The sequence below is a fragment of the Xenophilus sp. Marseille-Q4582 genome, from assembly GCF_916700565.1.
In the GTDB taxonomy this organism is placed as follows: Bacteria; Pseudomonadota; Gammaproteobacteria; order Burkholderiales; family Burkholderiaceae_C; genus Xenophilus.
In genome coordinates, this window is the sequence record NZ_CAKAKO010000003.1 from 98,471 (window position 1) to 113,530 (window position 15,060).

Consider the following 15,060-nt stretch of genomic DNA (forward strand, 5'->3'; position numbering starts at 1 on the left):
CCGCGTCGGCCGCTACGATCTGAAGCCATCCCGGAACAACTGCGACAAGAAAGATGAGAGGCAACCAAGACTTCCAGGGGGCGATGTTTAGCTACATCAGCCTTGAAGAAAGAGTGCCAGCGGCACACCCGCTGCGCAAGTTGCGCGCCGTGGTGGATGCGCTGCTGTCGAGCATGAACAGCGAGTTCGAAGCGGTGTACGCCCGCCGTGGCCGCCCCTCGGTGCCGCCGGAGATGCTGCTCAAGGCCTTGCTGCTGCAAATCCTGTTCTCCATCCGCAGCGAACGCCAGCTGGTCGAGGCGGTCAACTACAACCTGCTGTACCGCTGGTTCGTGGGCCTGAACATTGAAGACAAGGTCTGGGACCACTCCACCTTCAGCGCCAACCGCGAACGCCTCTTCAACGAAGACCTGGCGCGCGCCTTCTTCGAGCGCGTCAAGCTCAGCGCCCAGTGGGGCCGGCTTGCCAGCGACGAACACTTCAGCGTGGACGGCACGCTGATTGAGGCCTGGGCCTCGCACAAGAGTTTCAAACGCAAAGACGACGACAGCGGCACGCCACCCGGACGCAACCCCGAGGTGAACTTCAAAGGGCAGGAGCGCTGCAACGACACCCACGCCAGCACCACCGATGCCGATGCCCGGCTGTTCAAGAAGAGCACGGGCGACAAATCTCGCCTGTGCCACATGGGGCACATCCTCATGGAGAACCGCAACGGGCTGATCGTGGATGTGGAGATCACACATGCCAGTGGCACCGCCGAGCGCGAGGCGGCGCTGGCGATGCTCAAACGCCGGGGAAACAAGAACAAGCGGGCCACGGTCGGGGCCGACAAAGGTTACGACAGCCAGGCCTTCATCAAGGGCTGCCGAAAGCTCAAAGTCACGCCACACGTGGCGGCCAAGGACAAGCACTCGGCGGTCGATGGCCGCATCCGGCGCCACGAGGGCTACAAGACCAGCCTCAAAGTGCGCAAGCGCATCGAGGAGGCCTTTGGCTGGATCAAGACAGTGGGTGGTCTGGCCAAGACCAAATTGATCGGTCAGGCCAAGCTCGCGGGCCAGGCGCTGCTGTGCTTTGCCACCTACAACCTGGTGCGCATGGGCAGTCTGGGCGGCTGGTGGGACGCGCATCATGCGTGAACCATGGGATACGTGCGCCCGGAACGGGCAAAACGGCCTGCAAACAGGCCGAAATGGCCGCTCCAATCGCTGCGCAGGCCAGTTTGGGCGATCCGTTTCTTCGAAATCCACGACCCTGGCGCGTTCGATGAGCATTTTTTCAACGGCCTGCTAAAGCTGGAGGCGCCAGACCCCGGCGCGCTGGAAGACCTGTTGGCCAGCGGCCAGCCTCTGAAGCTGCGACCGCGCCCGGACCTGATGGACGGAGCCGATCCGCGCGATCAGGCCATCTACGAAGCCCGCGAACGTGAAAACGTGCGCCGCGCGCATGCGTTCGAAGCCCTGCAGAAACGCGAGGTTTTCGTCGGTATTCCCGAAACCGAACTCGACGCACGGCTGACCGAGCTGTTCCGCAGCGCCCGCACAACTTTGCAGGAAGGCGGTGCCAACACGCTGTATCTCGCTCTGGGTTTCCTGTCCTGGACCCGCGAAGACCGAGACGGTCAGCGCTACCGCGCTCCTCTGATCCTGGTGCCGGTCAGCCTGCAGCGCAAGAGCGCCCGCTCGGGCTTCACGCTCAGCTTGCATGACGACGAGCCCCGCTTCAATCCGACCCTGATCGAGATGCTGCGCCAGGACTTCGAGCTGAGTCTGGGTACTCTCGAAGGCGAACTGCCGCGAGACGAGACCGGCCTGGACGTCGCTGCGGTCTGGAAGGCCGTCGGCCACGCCATCAAGGACATCAAGGGCTGGGAAGTGACCGAGGACGTGGTGTTGTCCATGTTCTCGTTTGCCAAGTATCTGATGTGGAAAGACCTTGCCGAGCGCAGCGAGCAGTTGCGCGAGAACCCGGTCGTGCGCCACCTGCTGGACACTCCGCGCGATGCCTATCCACCAGGCGCTCCGTTCCCGCAGGTGCGCGAACTGGACCAGCGCTTCGACCCCAAGCAGGTGTTCTGCCCCTTGCCGGCGGATTCCTCGCAGTTGTCGGCCGTGCTGGCCGCCTCGCAGGGCAAGGACTTCGTCCTGATCGGTCCACCTGGGACCGGCAAGAGCCAGACCATCGCCAACCTGATCGCCCAATCCCTGGCGCAGGGCCGGCGCGTGCTCTTCGTGTCCGAAAAGATTGCGGCGCTGGACGTCGTCTACCGGCGCCTGCGCGAAATCGGCCTGGGTGAGTTCTGCCTGGAGCTGCACTCGAGCAAGGCCCGCAAGCTCGACGTGCTGGCCCAGCTGCAGTCCGCCTGGTCCAGCAACGGCCAAACCGACGCCGAGCAGTGGCGAGCAGAAGCCGACAATCTCAAACGTCTGCGCGATGCGCTGAACATCTATGTCGAACGCTTGCATCAGCGGCGCCGCAACGGTCTGAGCTTGTTCGACGCGATCGGCACTGTCAGCGCGGGACACGATATCTCGACGCTTGAAGTGGCCTGGCCCACCGCCGATCAACACGATCATGCGGGCATCGAGCAGTTGCGCCATGCCGTGGACCGGCTGGAAGTCAATGCGCAAGCCATCGGCCATGCCACACTGGCACAACACCCCTTGGCCCTCATCGGCCAGGGAGACTGGTCACCCACTTGGCAGCAACAACTGATCACCGCGGCGCGCGAAGTCCTTCCCGCCGCCCAGGCGACGATCGAATCCGCAGAGGCATTTGTCCAGGCCATCGGGCTGCCTTCGCCCGCGTTGACGCCCGACACCTGCGAAGCACTGGTGATCCTGGCCCAACGCCTGCCGTCGGCAGCAGGGCACGATTGGCGCTTCGTCCTGCGCCCCGACGCACGCACTCTAAGAGCGGCTAACACAACCCTGTCATCGTCAAGCGCCTGATCTGCGTTTGACGGTGCATGGGTCGAAACAAGAACAAGGAAATCAGCACGGCGCTGTTCAAGAAGATCGAGCCGCTGCTGCCGGTGTTCGTGCCCTCAGCCAAGGGCGGGCGCCCGCGGGTCAGTGACGAGATGGCGCTCAACGGCATCCTGTTCGTGCTGCGTACGGGCATCCCCTGGGAGGAACTGCCGCAGGAGCTGGGCTTTGGCAGCGGCATGACATGTTGGCGGCGTCTGCGCCAAGGGCAGGAAGCCGGGGTGTGGCACCGCCTGCATCTGCTACTGCTTGCTGAACTGCACAGCGCCGGCAGGCTCGATTTCAGCCGGGCCAGCCTGGACGCTGCCAGCGTCCCCAGCCCCCGGGGGGCTCGCACACGGGCCCCAACCCGACCGACAGGGGCAAACTCGGCAGCAAGCGCCACCTCATCACGGACCGCCAGGGCATCCCGCTGATGTTCTGCGTCACCGGTGCTAACCGGCACGACTCGGTGGTCTTCGAGCAACTGGTCGATGCCTTGCCCGATGTGCGAGGAAAGCGCGGCAGGCCGCGCCGCTGGCCGGGCAAGCTGCATGCGGACAAGGGCTACGACTTTGCGCGCTGCCGGGCGCACCTCAGGCGCCGGGGCATCGTCGATCGCATCGCCCGCCGGGGCATTGAACGCAACGATCGATTGGGCCGCCATCGTTGGGTCGTGGAACGTACGCATGCCTGGCTGGCCGCCTTCGGCAAGCTGCGTGTGCGTTTCGAGCGAAGCGTTCATACCCACGTGGCCTTGCTATCCCTGGCATGCAGCGTCATTTGCGTGCGGTCCTTGAGGTGGTTGTGTTAGCCGCTCTAAGCCAACGCCTGCAGGAAGGCGCAGCACTGGTGCGCCGCCATGTCGAACTGAATGCGCAGCTCTCTGAACCATGGCCCGCTTCCGTCGTGACCGCCTGCACCGACAGCCTCGCAGCGCTCACCGAACACCGGCAGATCCACGCACAGCTCGGCGAGCCTTGGACACCTCGCACGGTTGTGCAATTGAACCAGGGACTCGGTCTGCTGGCCCAGATCGCGCAACACCACGCAGCGCTGTCGGCCCCTTATGGCGAATCGATTGAACAGCTCGACGTCGCCGAGTTGCAGCGGAGATGGGAACAAGCCGAGCAGGCGTTCTGGCCCAAGTCCTGGCTGGGCAAACGCAAGGTTGCGGCGCAACTGTCTGGCGCAATCAAGGGAGGATCGCAGCCTGACGTCAGCAACGATCTACAGCATTGGAATGCCATCCGAGCCTTGCGCCAACAGGTTCAAGCCATTACTCCCGCGCAGGAATGTGCGTCCGCCTGGGCAGGACTGGATACCAAAGAGGACAAGGTGCGCACGGCCCTGCGCTGGCAGATCGCCCTGGCCGCTGTGCGCGAAGGCCGGGAGTGGGAAGACGATGGCTTCGACGCCATCGCGGACGGCCAATGCGGCGACCCCCTGCAGGCCGATTTGCAGAGGGCGCGCCGACTGCGCCAGTTGGACCAGGACATTGCCGCCCATGCCTCGCTGGAAACGACGACCGACGGCCTATGGGCCGGCCACGCCACGCAAGTCGACCGTCTGCGCGCCGCCTTGGATTTCTTGAGCGATCGGCGAAGGCATCTCCAACAAGGTCCCCTGGATGCGACCCACACCTTGGTCGAGGAAGGTGCTTGCGGCCCCACGCTCGCGCACGATCACCAGACGCTGCGCCAGCGAGCCGAAACCGAGCAAGCGCTGGCCGCCCTGGACGACTTGCGCGAGTCCACCGCCGGCCTGTGGAAAGGACTGGCCACCCCTCTGGATGAGCTCGCACAGGCCTGCAAGCTTCGCGAGGATCTGGCTGCCGTGCTGGCGCGTCTGGCCACCACACCCGAGCAGATTTCCGCCTGCAAGGCACCACTGCATGCCTTGTTGGGCGATGCCAATGCATTGCTGGAGCCAGGTGGCCGCATCGCGGTGGCCGGCGCTCGATACGTGGAGAAACGGGGACAACTGCTTCCCCGGCAGGAGACGCTCGCGGCAATCGGGTGCCTTGCCGAGGCCGCCCAGACGCAGTGGCACTCCCTGTCACTCGACGGGCTCATCGAGCAAAGCCAGTCCATCGTGCGCGCAGAACACAGCCTGCGCAGCTGGTGCGCCTGGCGCCAGGCACGCAGCGAAGCACTTGCACTGGGGTTGACCACGCTGGTGCAGGGTATCGAACAAGGCCATGTCGGAGCAGGCCAGGCCCGCCGAACGTTCGAAACCAACTACGCACGCTGGTGGCTCAACGCCGTGGTAGATCACGAGCCGGTCATCCGCGGGTTCGTCAGCGCCGAACACGAACAGCGCATCCGCGACTTCCGGGAGCTCGACGAACGCTTCACCGCCCTGACCCGGGACTGGCTGCGTGCCCGCATGTGCGGCGACCTACCCTCGCAGGACAACGTCAGCCGCAACTCCGAATGGGGCGTGTTGCGGCACGAGATTGGCAAGAAGCGTGCGCATCTGCCCTTGCGGGAGTTGATGGCCCAGATTCCCGAGGCACTGACCAGGCTTACGCCCTGCTTGCTGATGAGCCCGCTGTCCATCGCGCAGTACCTCCAGGCGGGGACCAACGCTTTCGACCTGGTGATCTTCGACGAAGCCTCACAGATCCCGGTCTGGGACGCGATCGGCGCCATCGCCCGCGGCCGTCAGGTCGTGATGGTCGGCGATCCCAAACAGTTGCCGCCCACCTCGTTCTTCGACCGCGCCGAGTCCGGTCTTGACGACGAGGATGTCGAGGCTGACCTGGAGAGCATCCTCGACGAGTGCATCGGCGCCAACCTGCCGACCCGCGACCTGAACTGGCACTACCGCAGCCGCCATGAAAGCTTGATCGCGTTCTCCAACCACGCCTATTACAAGGGTGAACTGGTCACCTTCCCCTCCCCTGTCACCAACGACCGCGCGGTCAGCCTGCAGATGATCTCGGGCGCCTACCAGAAGGGCGGTACGCGGACCAATCCTGCCGAAGCCAAGGCGCTCGTTGCCGATGTCGTGGCCCGCCTGACAGCGCCAGGTTTCCGAGAAAGCGGGCTCACGATCGGGGTGGTCACGTTCAACGCCGAACAGCAAAAACTGATCGAGGACTTGCTCGACGAAGCCCGACGAAAAGACCCGCGACTGGAGCCCTACTTCGCCGAGAGCGAACTGGAGCCACTGTTCGTCAAGAACCTGGAAAGCGTGCAAGGCGACGAGCGCGATCTCATCTACTTCTCCATCACCTATGGCCCGGACCCCACAGGCCAACTGGCCATGAACTTCGGCCCGCTCAACCGCCAAGGCGGCGAGCGCCGACTCAATGTGGCCATCACCCGCGCACGGCATGAGCTGCGCGTGTTCGCCAGTTTCCGCGCCGAGCAGATGGACTTGGCGCGCACCCAAGCCATCGGCGTACGCGATCTCAAGCACTTCCTGGAGTTCGCCGAACGCGGCGCTCGCGCGCTGGCGGAAGCAAGCAAAGGCAGCCTTGGCGGCTTCGACAGTCCCTTTGAACAGGCCGTAGCCACTGCCCTTGCCCAGCGTGGCTGGCAAGTCCAGCCGCAGATTGGAGCCTCTTCGTTCCGCGTCGACCTCGGCATCGTCGATCCCGACGCACCTGGCCGTTACCTGGCCGGCGTGGAATGCGACGGCGCCACCTACCACCGCAGCGCCACTGCACGCGATCGCGACAAGCTGCGCGAGCAGGTCCTGCGCGGCCTAGGATGGGAAATCGTGCGGGTCTGGTCCACCGACTGGTGGATCGATCGCGCTGGCACGCTCGATAGGCTGGATGCCCGGCTGCAAGCCGTGCTCAAAGTCCAGCGCGAGCGGCGTATAGAAGAGGCAGAGCGCGAAGCCGAGGCCAAGCGCTTGGCGCAAGCGGCCATCGCGCAAGCCATGGCGTCGGTGACGAAGCCAGACGAAGAAACGGCGGCCCCAATCCAGGATGCGGACCCGATCGCACCTGAAACCCCGGCGACGGTTCCACCGCAGCAAATCGAAGAAGTCTTTGCTCGTCAGGCCTCTGCAGCGCCAGCCCATGCTGATACAGCCGAAACAGCGCCATCGGAGGTCTCGCTCTACCGGGTCACGAACCCCGCTGAAGCTGTCGATGGCGCCAATCTCGATCGATTCTTCGACGGGGATTACAACGACACCTTGTCGGCCATGATCGCTCACGTCATCGATCATGAAGGCCCCGTGCTCGACGCCCTACTGGCCCGCCGCATTGCCCGCGCCCACGGCTGGCTACGTACCGGCGGGCGCATCCGAGAGCGCGTTTTCCAAATCGCGCGCGCCCGCTATCGGACGACCGATGAAGAGGTCGGCACGTTCTATTGGCCCGAGCATCTCGATCCTGCGGCAGAGCCTCCCTTCCGCGGTCCCGCCGACGAGGACAGCGTGCGGGCAGCTGATGAGATCAGTCTCACAGAACTGGCTTCGCTGGCTCGCGCCGTCATCGCACAGGGCAGTCAAGGCGAAGAGATCTATCAAGCAATGGCGCGCAGGCTCGGGCTCCAACAGCTACGCGCAGCCAGCCGAGCACGTTTTGAGAATGCAGTGAGCTCTGTGCGTCCAGAGCCATGACTCTGAAGAGTTCGCCGACAGAACATGGAGGGATGAACCGACTCTTGCCGGGCGATGAACGATCTGAACGCGTCCTTCCGTCACCCAGCCGATCGGGCCGGTCAGTGGCGACTCGAAGGCGTCGACATGCGAGGTATGCGTTTTCCTGACGTAGCGTGCGGCGTGGATTTCGTCGCTGAACACCACTAGGTGTGAAGCTCCAATAGGTTGTATCCGGTGTTCATCCGGATTGAGTTTGAGAGACTGGAAGTCGCCAAACACCCAATCCACCCAGGGAGCCCAACCGGATGAACACCCATAAGAGCTACTAACAAAACCATGTCATCATCGAGCGCTTGATTGGTGTTTGATGAGGCATGGGTCGAAACAGGAATAGAGAAATCAGCGCCGCGCTGTTCAAGAAGGTTGCCCCGCTGTTGCCGGTAGTCGTTGCCTCGGCCAAAGGCGGTCGCCCACGAGTGAGCGACGAGATGGCCCTGAACGGCATTCTGTTCGTGCTGCGCACCGGCATTCCCTGGGAGGAGTTGCCCCAGGAACTGGGCTTTGGCAGTGGCATGACCTGTTGGCGGCGTCTGCGTGATTGGCAGGCTGCGGGCGTGTGGCATCGCCTGCATCTGTTGTTGCTCGGTGAATTGCGCGGCGCCGGCAAACTGGACTTCAGCCGTGCGAGCATGGACGCGGCCAGTGTGGCCAGCCCCCGGGGGGCCACTACACCGGCCCCAACCCCACGGACAGGGGCAAACTCGGCAGCAAGCGCCACATCATCACGGACCGCCAAGGCATCCCACTGATCTTCTGCGTCACGGGCGCCAACCGGCATGACTCGGTGGTTTTCGAGCAACTGGTCGACGCGTTGCCAGCGGTACGTGGCTGTCGCGGTCGGCCCAGGCGCTGGCCGCACAAACTGCATGCCGACAAGGGCTATGACTATGCTCGCTGCCGCTTTCACCTGCGCAAGCTGGGGATCACCGCGCGTATTGCCCGGCGCGTCATCGAACGCAACGACCGGCTCGGGCGTCATCGCTGGGTGGTCGAGCGCACGCACGCCTGGCTGGCCGCCTTCGGCAAGCTGCGTACTCGTTTCGAGCGCCGCATCGACATTCATGTCGCGTTGCTCTCGCTGGCCTGCTGCGTTATCTGCATTCGCCATCTCCCACCGTTTTGTTAGCCGCTCTCAATCTGGACGGACTCTTCCGGAGATGCGCCATACGCGCGAAGAACCACGATCATGATCTTGGTCCCAGCTTGTGTGCCTGCAAGATAGGCATGCGGCGTCGAACTGTCGAAAAGTGCGCTGGCGCCGGCGCGCATGACGCGTGGCGGCATGCCTTCCATGTGCAAGACCAGCGTGCCCGAGAGCACATAGCAGAACTCTTCACCCTTGTGGCCGTTGAGCCCCCCGACTTCCTCCAGGCTGCGTGCGTGCACGTCGGCAATGAGGGGCAGCAGATGCGCCGCATCGTGCGCATGCAGCACGCGAGCCTTCGACTGGCGCACGTTCGTCTCCTGCCCCTCCCCTGCGTCGGTAAAGCTGGTCAGCCGCTCACCCGGCGCCAGGTGGTGCCGGCCGACGAGATCCGTCCAATCGATGTCCAGACCCATCATGACCCTGGACAGCACGCCGAAGGTGGGAGACATCTTGTTGTTCTCGATGCGGGACAGAGAGGCGGCCGGCACGCCGCTGAGTTCCCCGAGCTGCGCGAGCGATAGGCCCTTGCCCTCGCGGATGACGCGCAACCTTCGCCCGAGTTCCTCAGTCATCGACTGATCGGTCTGCGCACGCCGCCAGGTGGCAGATGGTGTGGGTGCCTTGCCCGCTGCACCGTGGGAGCGACGTTCTTGGGAACGTGCAGTAAGGGTTTTCATGGTTCGAGCCCAGAAAAAAGCGCTTGATTTGCGGATCCGCAATACGTAAATTACGGATCCGTAATCGTTACGGATCTGCAAATTGTACTGCGCGGCATGCCCATGAGTTCGACCTTCACCGCCCGTCCCGAGCTGATCGGTACTTTGGGGGCCTGTTCATCCACGCACTGGCTGGCATCGCAAACCGCCATGAGCGTGCTCGAGCGCGGCGGCAACGCCTTCGATGCAGCGGTTGCCGGAGGCTTCGTGCTGCAGGTCGTCGAGCCTCATCTCAACGGTCCTGCAGGCGAGGTGCCGATCCTGTCCTGGGACGAGAAGGCGCGTTCGATCGAAGCGCTGCGAGGCCAGGGCTGTGCGCCGCAGGACGCAACAGCCGCCGCCTTCCGCCGGCTGGGGCTGGGCCTCGTGCCGGGCATCGGTCTGCTCGCCGCCACCGTACCGGCGGCGTTCGCGACATGGCTCACGCTGTTGCGCGATCACGGCAGCTGGCGGCTGGCCGATGTGCTCGCGCCGGCCATCGGCTATGCGCGGGACGGCTTTCCGGTGTCACGCCGCTTGTGCGAGGCGGTCCTCGGCGTGCGGGCGCTCTTCCTGTCCGAGTGGCACACCTCGGCTGAGGTCTGGCTGGAAGGGTCCAAGGTGCCAGCCCCTGGCACGCTGTGGCGGCTCCCCGCGCTGGCGAATACCTATGCGCGGATCGTGGCGCAAGCCGAGCGCGAGGGTCAGGACCGGGTGAGCGAGATCGATGCGGCGCTGCGCGTATGGCGGGACGGATTCGTGGCCGAAGAGGTCGACGCGTTCTGCCGCGTGCCAGTGGGCGACAGCAGTGGCCAGGCGCATGCGGGTTTCCTGCGGCGCGAGGACATGGCCAACTGGCGGCCGGCGGCCGAAAAGCCGCTCATGGGCCGGTTCGGGCGGTACGACGTGGCCAAGTGCGGCTTCTGGAGCCAGGGGCCGCTCTTTCTGCAGACACTGGCCATGCTTCAGGGCGCCGGGCTCGACGCGTACGCACACGACAGCGCGGACTTCGTGCACAGGCTGGCCGAAGCGACCAAGCTGGCGCTGGCCGACCGGCTCGCCTGGTACGGCAGCGCACCCGCCAGTGACGCCTGCGTGCAAGCACACCTGCTATCCACTGAATACGCCCGCGAGCGCTGGAAAAGGGTGAACCTGTTGCAGGCGTCACGCGCGCTCGACGCCGGCGCACCCCTGGGTCGTTCGCCGCGCCTGCCCGACCTGACGGTCGGCGCGCGCGAGCTTCGCGCCGCCGACGCCCGCTTCGGCATCGGCGAGCCCACCTTCCAGAACCTGCCACCCGTTGCGCAATGGTCGGAGCGGGAACTGTTCGTCGGGGACACCTGCCACATCGACGTGATCGACCGGCACGGCAACATGGTGGCTGCCACGCCATCGGGCGGCTGGCTCTCATCGAGTCCGGCAATCCCCGCGCTCGGCTTCGCGCTCGGCACGCGCCTGCAGATGACGTGGCTGGAAGACGGGCTGCCGGGCTCATTGACGCCGGGCGTCGCGCCCTGCACCACGCTGTCTCCCTCGCTGGCGCTTCGCGACGGGGAGCCCTACATGGTCTTCGGGACACCGGGCGGCGATCAGCAGGACCAATGGCAGCTCGGCTTCTTCCTGCGTCATGCACTACACGGCATGTCCATGCAGGAGGCCATTGAGGCGCCATCGTTCCATGTGAGGCACTACGCCGCCTCGTTCTGGCCGCGCCCGGTCACGCTGAATCGCCTGAAGGCGGAATCCCGATTTCCACCCGAGACGCTGGCGCTGCTACGCGAGCGCGGCCATGACCTGGAGGTGGGCGAACCATGGTCGGAGGGCCGGCTGTCCGCCTGCAGCCGCACCCGCGATAGCCACGGCCGCCTCGTACTTCGCGCCGCGGCCAATCCGCGCGGCATGCAGGGCTATGCAGTGGCCCGCTGAACCCATCTTCGACAAGGAGCATTCTCTTGAGCAATTCTGAAAACGACGCCTCCGGCCACACCGTCCAGGTGCTGATCGTCGGAGGCGGTCCCGTCGGCTTGGCGATGGCACTGCTGCTGGACCGCTTCGGCATTTCCTTCGCGCTGATCGAACGCTCCCCCGGCGTCACTGACCATCCCAAGGCTCGCGGCTGTGACATCCGTTCGATGGAACTGTTCCGGCAATGGGGCATCGAGGAGAAGGTCAAGGCACGCGGGCTGCCGCCCGGCTCCGACACGTTCGCCTTCGTGGACACTGTCTCCGGCCTCGAGTACGGGCGCACCACCGTCGAGACCAACCTGGGCCAGTCGCCCGCGTGGCGTTGCATCGTGTCGCAGGATGTCGTGGAGGAGGAACTCTTCGCGGTGGCGAGCCAGTCCCGCCACGGTCGCATCCTGTACGAGACGGAGTTCCTCGAATACGAGGCACACGAGCGTGGCGTCACTGTCAGCACGCGCAGCCTGAAAACGGGCGAGCGCATCCACTGGTCCGCCGACTACCTGGTCGGTGCCGATGGTGCCGGCAGCAGTGTGCGCCGGAACTGCGGAATCGACATGCGCGGACCGTCCACGCTGGCCGTGATGGCCAACGAATACTGGAAGGCCGATCTGTCGCGCGTGCCCCGCATCATGGCTACCGCCGGCTACCGCATCCGGCCCCAGGCACCGGGCGAATCGGTCTGGACCGTACTGAACACCAACGGCAAGGACCGCTGGCTCAGCGCCGGAGCGGTCGGCACCGAGAGCGACGAACGCCCCGGCCCGCGCACTGACGAGGAAGTGGTCGCGCTGGCGCGGCGGCAGACCGGTATACCCGATCTCGAGGTCAAGGTGATCAGCCGCTCCATCTGGCGTTTGAGCCGCCAGGTGGCGGCCCGGTTCCGCGCGGGCCGCGTGTTCCTGGTCGGCGATGCAGCACATCGGTTTCCGCCCAACGGCGGCTTCGGCATGAACTCCGGCATTCAGGACGCGCACAACCTGGCCTGGAAGCTCAAGCTGGTGCTCGGCGGACAGGCTGGCCCGGCGCTGCTCGATACCTACGACATGGAACGGCGCCCTGTCGCGGAGTCGAACGCGGACTTCAGCCTGGGCAACCAGCGCCGCTTCACCCAGACCGACGCGGCACTGCGCTCGGGCAACAAGGACCAGATCGAATTCTGGATCCGCGACACCGACAACCATATCCACAGCACGGGACAATCGCTGGGCTTTGCCTACGAGGAAGGCGCGATCGTCCAGGACGGCACGGTACGCCAGCCGCTTCTGCCGCGCTGGTACCTGCCTTCCGATCGGCCGGGCAGCCGCTTTCCGCATCTCTGGCTGGACCTGGCCCGGACGCAATCGACGCTGGACTGGTTCGACCGCGATTTCGTGCTGGTTGCCGGACCGAAGGCCGACGGCTGGCTCGAGGCCGGACGCCGCGTGGCCGCAAAGTCGAGCGTGAACATCCAGCTTCGGCAGATGGACTGCCTCGATTCGCATCGCGGCTTCGGCATGGGCCTGCGCGGCGCCGTTCTGGTGCGCCCCGACGGACACGTAGCCTGGCGCATGCCGTGGCTGCCGGCAGACCCCGCCAAAGAGTTGGCGAATGCGCTGGGCAAGGTGCTCGCGCGAGACGTCGTCGCGAACTGAGCAACGAAAGGAGTTGACCCATGCAAGTCTCTGGGCTGAACCACTACACGCTGCGGTGCACGCCGGACGAACTGCGGCTGCTGCACGACTTCTATGTCGGCTGCCTGCAACTGCATGCTGGCGATCGACCCACGATGCCGGCGCCGGGATACTGGCTCTACAGCGGCGAGCGTCCCATCGTGCATCTGTATGCATCGCTGACTGGCAGCGAGGCGGGCGCCACGGCGGCGCTGGACCACATCTCGTTCAGCACGCATGGCCTGGAAGCGACCCGTGCACACCTGAAGGCCAAGGGCATCGCCTTCGACGAGGCACCGGTGCCGGGCTGGCCCATCCACCAGATCTTCGTTCGCGATCCGCTCGGGCTCAAGATCGAACTCACGTTCGACCTCGACAAGGAAGGCGCCCCGGGCCATGACCAGTCTCATTGACATCGGTGATTGCCGCATCGCCTGCACCGTCACTGGCACGGGTCCTCCTCTGTTGCTGATGCACGGCGCCGAGGGGAACCACCATATGTTCGACGCGCTCGTAGAGCACCTTGCCGCCGACTTCACCGTGATCGCGTACGACCAGCGCGATTGCGGAGACACGCGAAATCCCGAACGGGCCACTTCTCTGAACGAACTGGCGCAGGACGCCGCGGCGCTGCTCGAAACGCTGGGCCACACCAAAGCGCACGTGTATGGCACCTCTTTCGGTGGCCGCGTTGCGCAGGCGCTCGCTCACGAAAGACCGCAGGTGGTCGACCGGCTGGTGCTGGGCAGCACTTGGGCGTTGCCGTCCGCGCTCGCTGCCTTGAACCCGGACGCCGTGCAGGAAATTCAACGACTGCGAGCGAACTTGCCCGACTCCGCCGAAGCACTGGCCGGCTTCTTCCTGCCGCAGGATTTCCTGGACATTCGGCCGGAACTGAAAGACCTGTTCCGCCATGTTCAGGCGCAGTCGCCGCGGTCGATACGGCGGCAGGCCGCAGTCGCCGAATGCCCACCGCTGGAGCCCGGACGGCTGCGTACGCAGACGCTCGTTCTTGCCGGCGAACTCGACCGGGTGGTGCCGCCTGCACTCACCGTGGCGCTGGGCCAGGCGATCCCGGGCGCACGCGTGGTGCTGCTGCCCGGCGTGGGTCATGCGGCCGCCGTGCAGGCGGCCGACCAGGTCGCGGCGCACATCCGCGATTTCTGCCTCGCATCCTCCATTTCCGCTTCCAAGGCCTGATCATGCTTGCTACCCCTGCCGACGCCCCATCGTCTGCCTACATCCAGATCCGCGGTGTCTCCAAGACATTCGAGGACGCCAGCGGAGGCAGCGTCCTCGCGCTGCGCGAGATCGACTGCGCCATCGAAGAGGGAAGCTTCGTTTCCATCGTCGGGCCCAGCGGCTGCGGCAAGAGCACCTTGCTGCGCATCCTGGCAGGGCTTCTGCCGGCCAGCCACGGCAGCGTCGTGATGGACGGCCAGCCCATCTCCGGCACGCGGCGCGACGTCGGCATGGTCTTCCAAAGCTCCATCCTGCTGCCTTGGCGCAGCATCCTGGACAACGTGCTGCTGCCGGCGGAAGTGCTGGGCCTGGACATGGCGGTGGCCCGGCGCCGAGCGATGGAACTGCTGGAATTGGTACGGCTGCAAGGCTTCGAGCACAAGCTGCCGCGCCAATTGAGCGGCGGCATGCAGCAACGCGCCTCGATCGCCCGTGCCCTTCTGCATGACCCCAAGGTGCTGCTGATGGACGAACCCTTCGGTGCCCTGGACGCGATGACGCGCGAGCAGATGAACCTGGAACTGCAGCGCATCTGGCTGGAAAGCGGCAAGACCGTGGTGCTGATCACCCATTCCATCCTGGAGGCGATCTTCCTGGGCGATGTCGTGTTCGTGATGACGCCGCGTCCGGGCGCCCTGCGCCGCGTGATCCGGGTACATCTGCCGCGGCCTCGCAGGATGGACGTGATGGCATCGCCGGCGTTCAGCGAGACGGCCAATCAGATCCGCGAGCTCTTCAGCCACGCGGGCAGTTTCGAATGACTATTC

General features: G+C 65.2%; 12 protein-coding genes. 10 read left to right on the top strand and 2 right to left on the bottom strand.

All coding sequences use genetic code 11. The annotated features are described in order from the left end of the window. The first annotated feature begins 53 nt into the window (after positions 1 to 53). The 4 genes from LG388_RS10930 to LG388_RS10945 all read left to right on the top strand — a co-directional run bounded on the left by LG388_RS10930 (position 54) and on the right by LG388_RS10945 (position 7,553). Entirely contained in the window at positions 54 to 1,142 is a 1,089-nt protein-coding gene (locus LG388_RS10930) for an IS5 family transposase (protein WP_225782860.1), read from the top strand. A 3-nt stretch (positions 1,143 to 1,145) separates the two neighbouring features. Continuing rightward, positions 1,146 to 2,954 carry a DUF4011 domain-containing protein gene (locus tag LG388_RS10935; protein ID WP_370630136.1) on the top strand — a complete coding sequence of 603 codons (1,809 nt, stop codon included), beginning with the start codon at positions 1,146 to 1,148 and terminating at the stop codon, positions 2,952 to 2,954. 17 nt (positions 2,955 to 2,971) lie between these two features. Continuing rightward, a protein-coding gene (locus LG388_RS10940; protein WP_370630137.1) for an IS5 family transposase occupies positions 2,972 to 3,783 on the top strand; the annotation gives its coding sequence in 2 pieces (ribosomal slippage) (positions 2,972 to 3,305 and positions 3,305 to 3,783; 813 coding nt in all). Continuing rightward, positions 3,741 to 7,553, top strand: coding sequence for a DUF3320 domain-containing protein (locus LG388_RS10945; RefSeq protein ID WP_225782862.1), 3,813 nt, complete (start codon positions 3,741 to 3,743; stop codon positions 7,551 to 7,553). Before LG388_RS10940 ends, LG388_RS10945 begins: the two co-directional genes overlap by 43 nt. Here the strand turns inward: LG388_RS10945 and LG388_RS26675 are convergent. Beyond that, positions 7,491 to 7,823, bottom strand: a complete 333-nt coding sequence (locus LG388_RS26675) for an asparaginase domain-containing protein (RefSeq protein ID WP_370630138.1) — start codon at positions 7,821 to 7,823, stop codon at positions 7,491 to 7,493. The genes LG388_RS10945 and LG388_RS26675 overlap by 63 nt on opposite strands. Before the next feature lie 86 nt (positions 7,824 to 7,909). Between LG388_RS26675 and LG388_RS10955 the strand changes: the two genes are divergently transcribed. Next, a protein-coding gene (locus LG388_RS10955; protein WP_225782863.1) for an IS5 family transposase occupies positions 7,910 to 8,721 on the top strand; the annotation gives its coding sequence in 2 pieces (ribosomal slippage) (positions 7,910 to 8,246 and positions 8,246 to 8,721; 813 coding nt in all). Here the strand turns inward: LG388_RS10955 and LG388_RS10960 are convergent. Continuing rightward, complete coding sequence (locus tag LG388_RS10960; protein ID WP_225782864.1) at positions 8,718 to 9,314, bottom strand: helix-turn-helix domain-containing protein; 597 nt, start codon at positions 9,312 to 9,314, stop codon at positions 8,718 to 8,720. The two genes, LG388_RS10955 and LG388_RS10960, sit on opposite strands and share 4 nt — an antisense overlap. A gap of 207 nt (positions 9,315 to 9,521) precedes the next feature. On the opposite strand from LG388_RS10960, the gene LG388_RS10965 reads away from it, so the two are divergent. From LG388_RS10965 to LG388_RS10985, 5 genes are read left to right on the top strand one after another with little or no spacing between them, the layout of a single operon-like run. Further along, positions 9,522 to 11,363 carry a gamma-glutamyltransferase family protein gene (locus LG388_RS10965; protein ID WP_225782865.1) on the top strand — a complete coding sequence of 614 codons (1,842 nt, stop codon included), beginning with the start codon at positions 9,522 to 9,524 and terminating at the stop codon, positions 11,361 to 11,363. A gap of 26 nt (positions 11,364 to 11,389) precedes the next feature. Next, positions 11,390 to 13,033, top strand: coding sequence for an FAD-dependent monooxygenase (locus LG388_RS10970; protein ID WP_225782866.1), 1,644 nt, complete (start codon positions 11,390 to 11,392; stop codon positions 13,031 to 13,033). Positions 13,034 to 13,053: 20 nt separating this feature from the next. Next, a complete protein-coding gene (locus tag LG388_RS10975) occupies positions 13,054 to 13,464 on the top strand; it encodes a VOC family protein (protein ID WP_225782867.1) in 411 nt (136 codons plus the stop codon). Then, positions 13,448 to 14,251 carry an alpha/beta fold hydrolase gene (locus LG388_RS10980; RefSeq protein WP_225782868.1) on the top strand — a complete coding sequence of 268 codons (804 nt, stop codon included), beginning with the start codon at positions 13,448 to 13,450 and terminating at the stop codon, positions 14,249 to 14,251. The genes LG388_RS10975 and LG388_RS10980 overlap by 17 nt, the downstream gene beginning before the upstream one ends. Positions 14,252 to 14,253: 2 nt before the next feature. Continuing rightward, positions 14,254 to 15,054 carry an ABC transporter ATP-binding protein gene (locus LG388_RS10985; RefSeq protein WP_225782869.1) on the top strand — a complete coding sequence of 267 codons (801 nt, stop codon included), beginning with the start codon at positions 14,254 to 14,256 and terminating at the stop codon, positions 15,052 to 15,054. Positions 15,055 to 15,060 lie beyond the last annotated feature (6 nt).

Bases quoted from the DNA above. Each gene is read 5' to 3' on its own strand.
- LG388_RS10930 (WP_225782860.1), top strand. From the start codon at position 54: ATGAGAGGCAACCAAGACTTCCAGGGGGCGATGTTTAGCTACATCAGC.
- LG388_RS10935 (WP_370630136.1), top strand. From the start codon at position 1,146: ATGGGATACGTGCGCCCGGAACGGGCAAAACGGCCTGCAAACAGGCCG.
- LG388_RS10945 (WP_225782862.1), top strand. From the start codon at position 3,741: ATGCAGCGTCATTTGCGTGCGGTCCTTGAGGTGGTTGTGTTAGCCGCT.
- LG388_RS10960 (WP_225782864.1), bottom strand. From the start codon at position 9,314: ATGACTGAGGAACTCGGGCGAAGGTTGCGCGTCATCCGCGAGGGCAAG.
- LG388_RS10965 (WP_225782865.1), top strand. From the start codon at position 9,522: ATGAGTTCGACCTTCACCGCCCGTCCCGAGCTGATCGGTACTTTGGGG.
- LG388_RS10975 (WP_225782867.1), top strand. From the start codon at position 13,054: ATGCAAGTCTCTGGGCTGAACCACTACACGCTGCGGTGCACGCCGGAC.
- LG388_RS10980 (WP_225782868.1), top strand. From the start codon at position 13,448: ATGACCAGTCTCATTGACATCGGTGATTGCCGCATCGCCTGCACCGTC.
- LG388_RS10985 (WP_225782869.1), top strand. From the start codon at position 14,254: ATGCTTGCTACCCCTGCCGACGCCCCATCGTCTGCCTACATCCAGATC.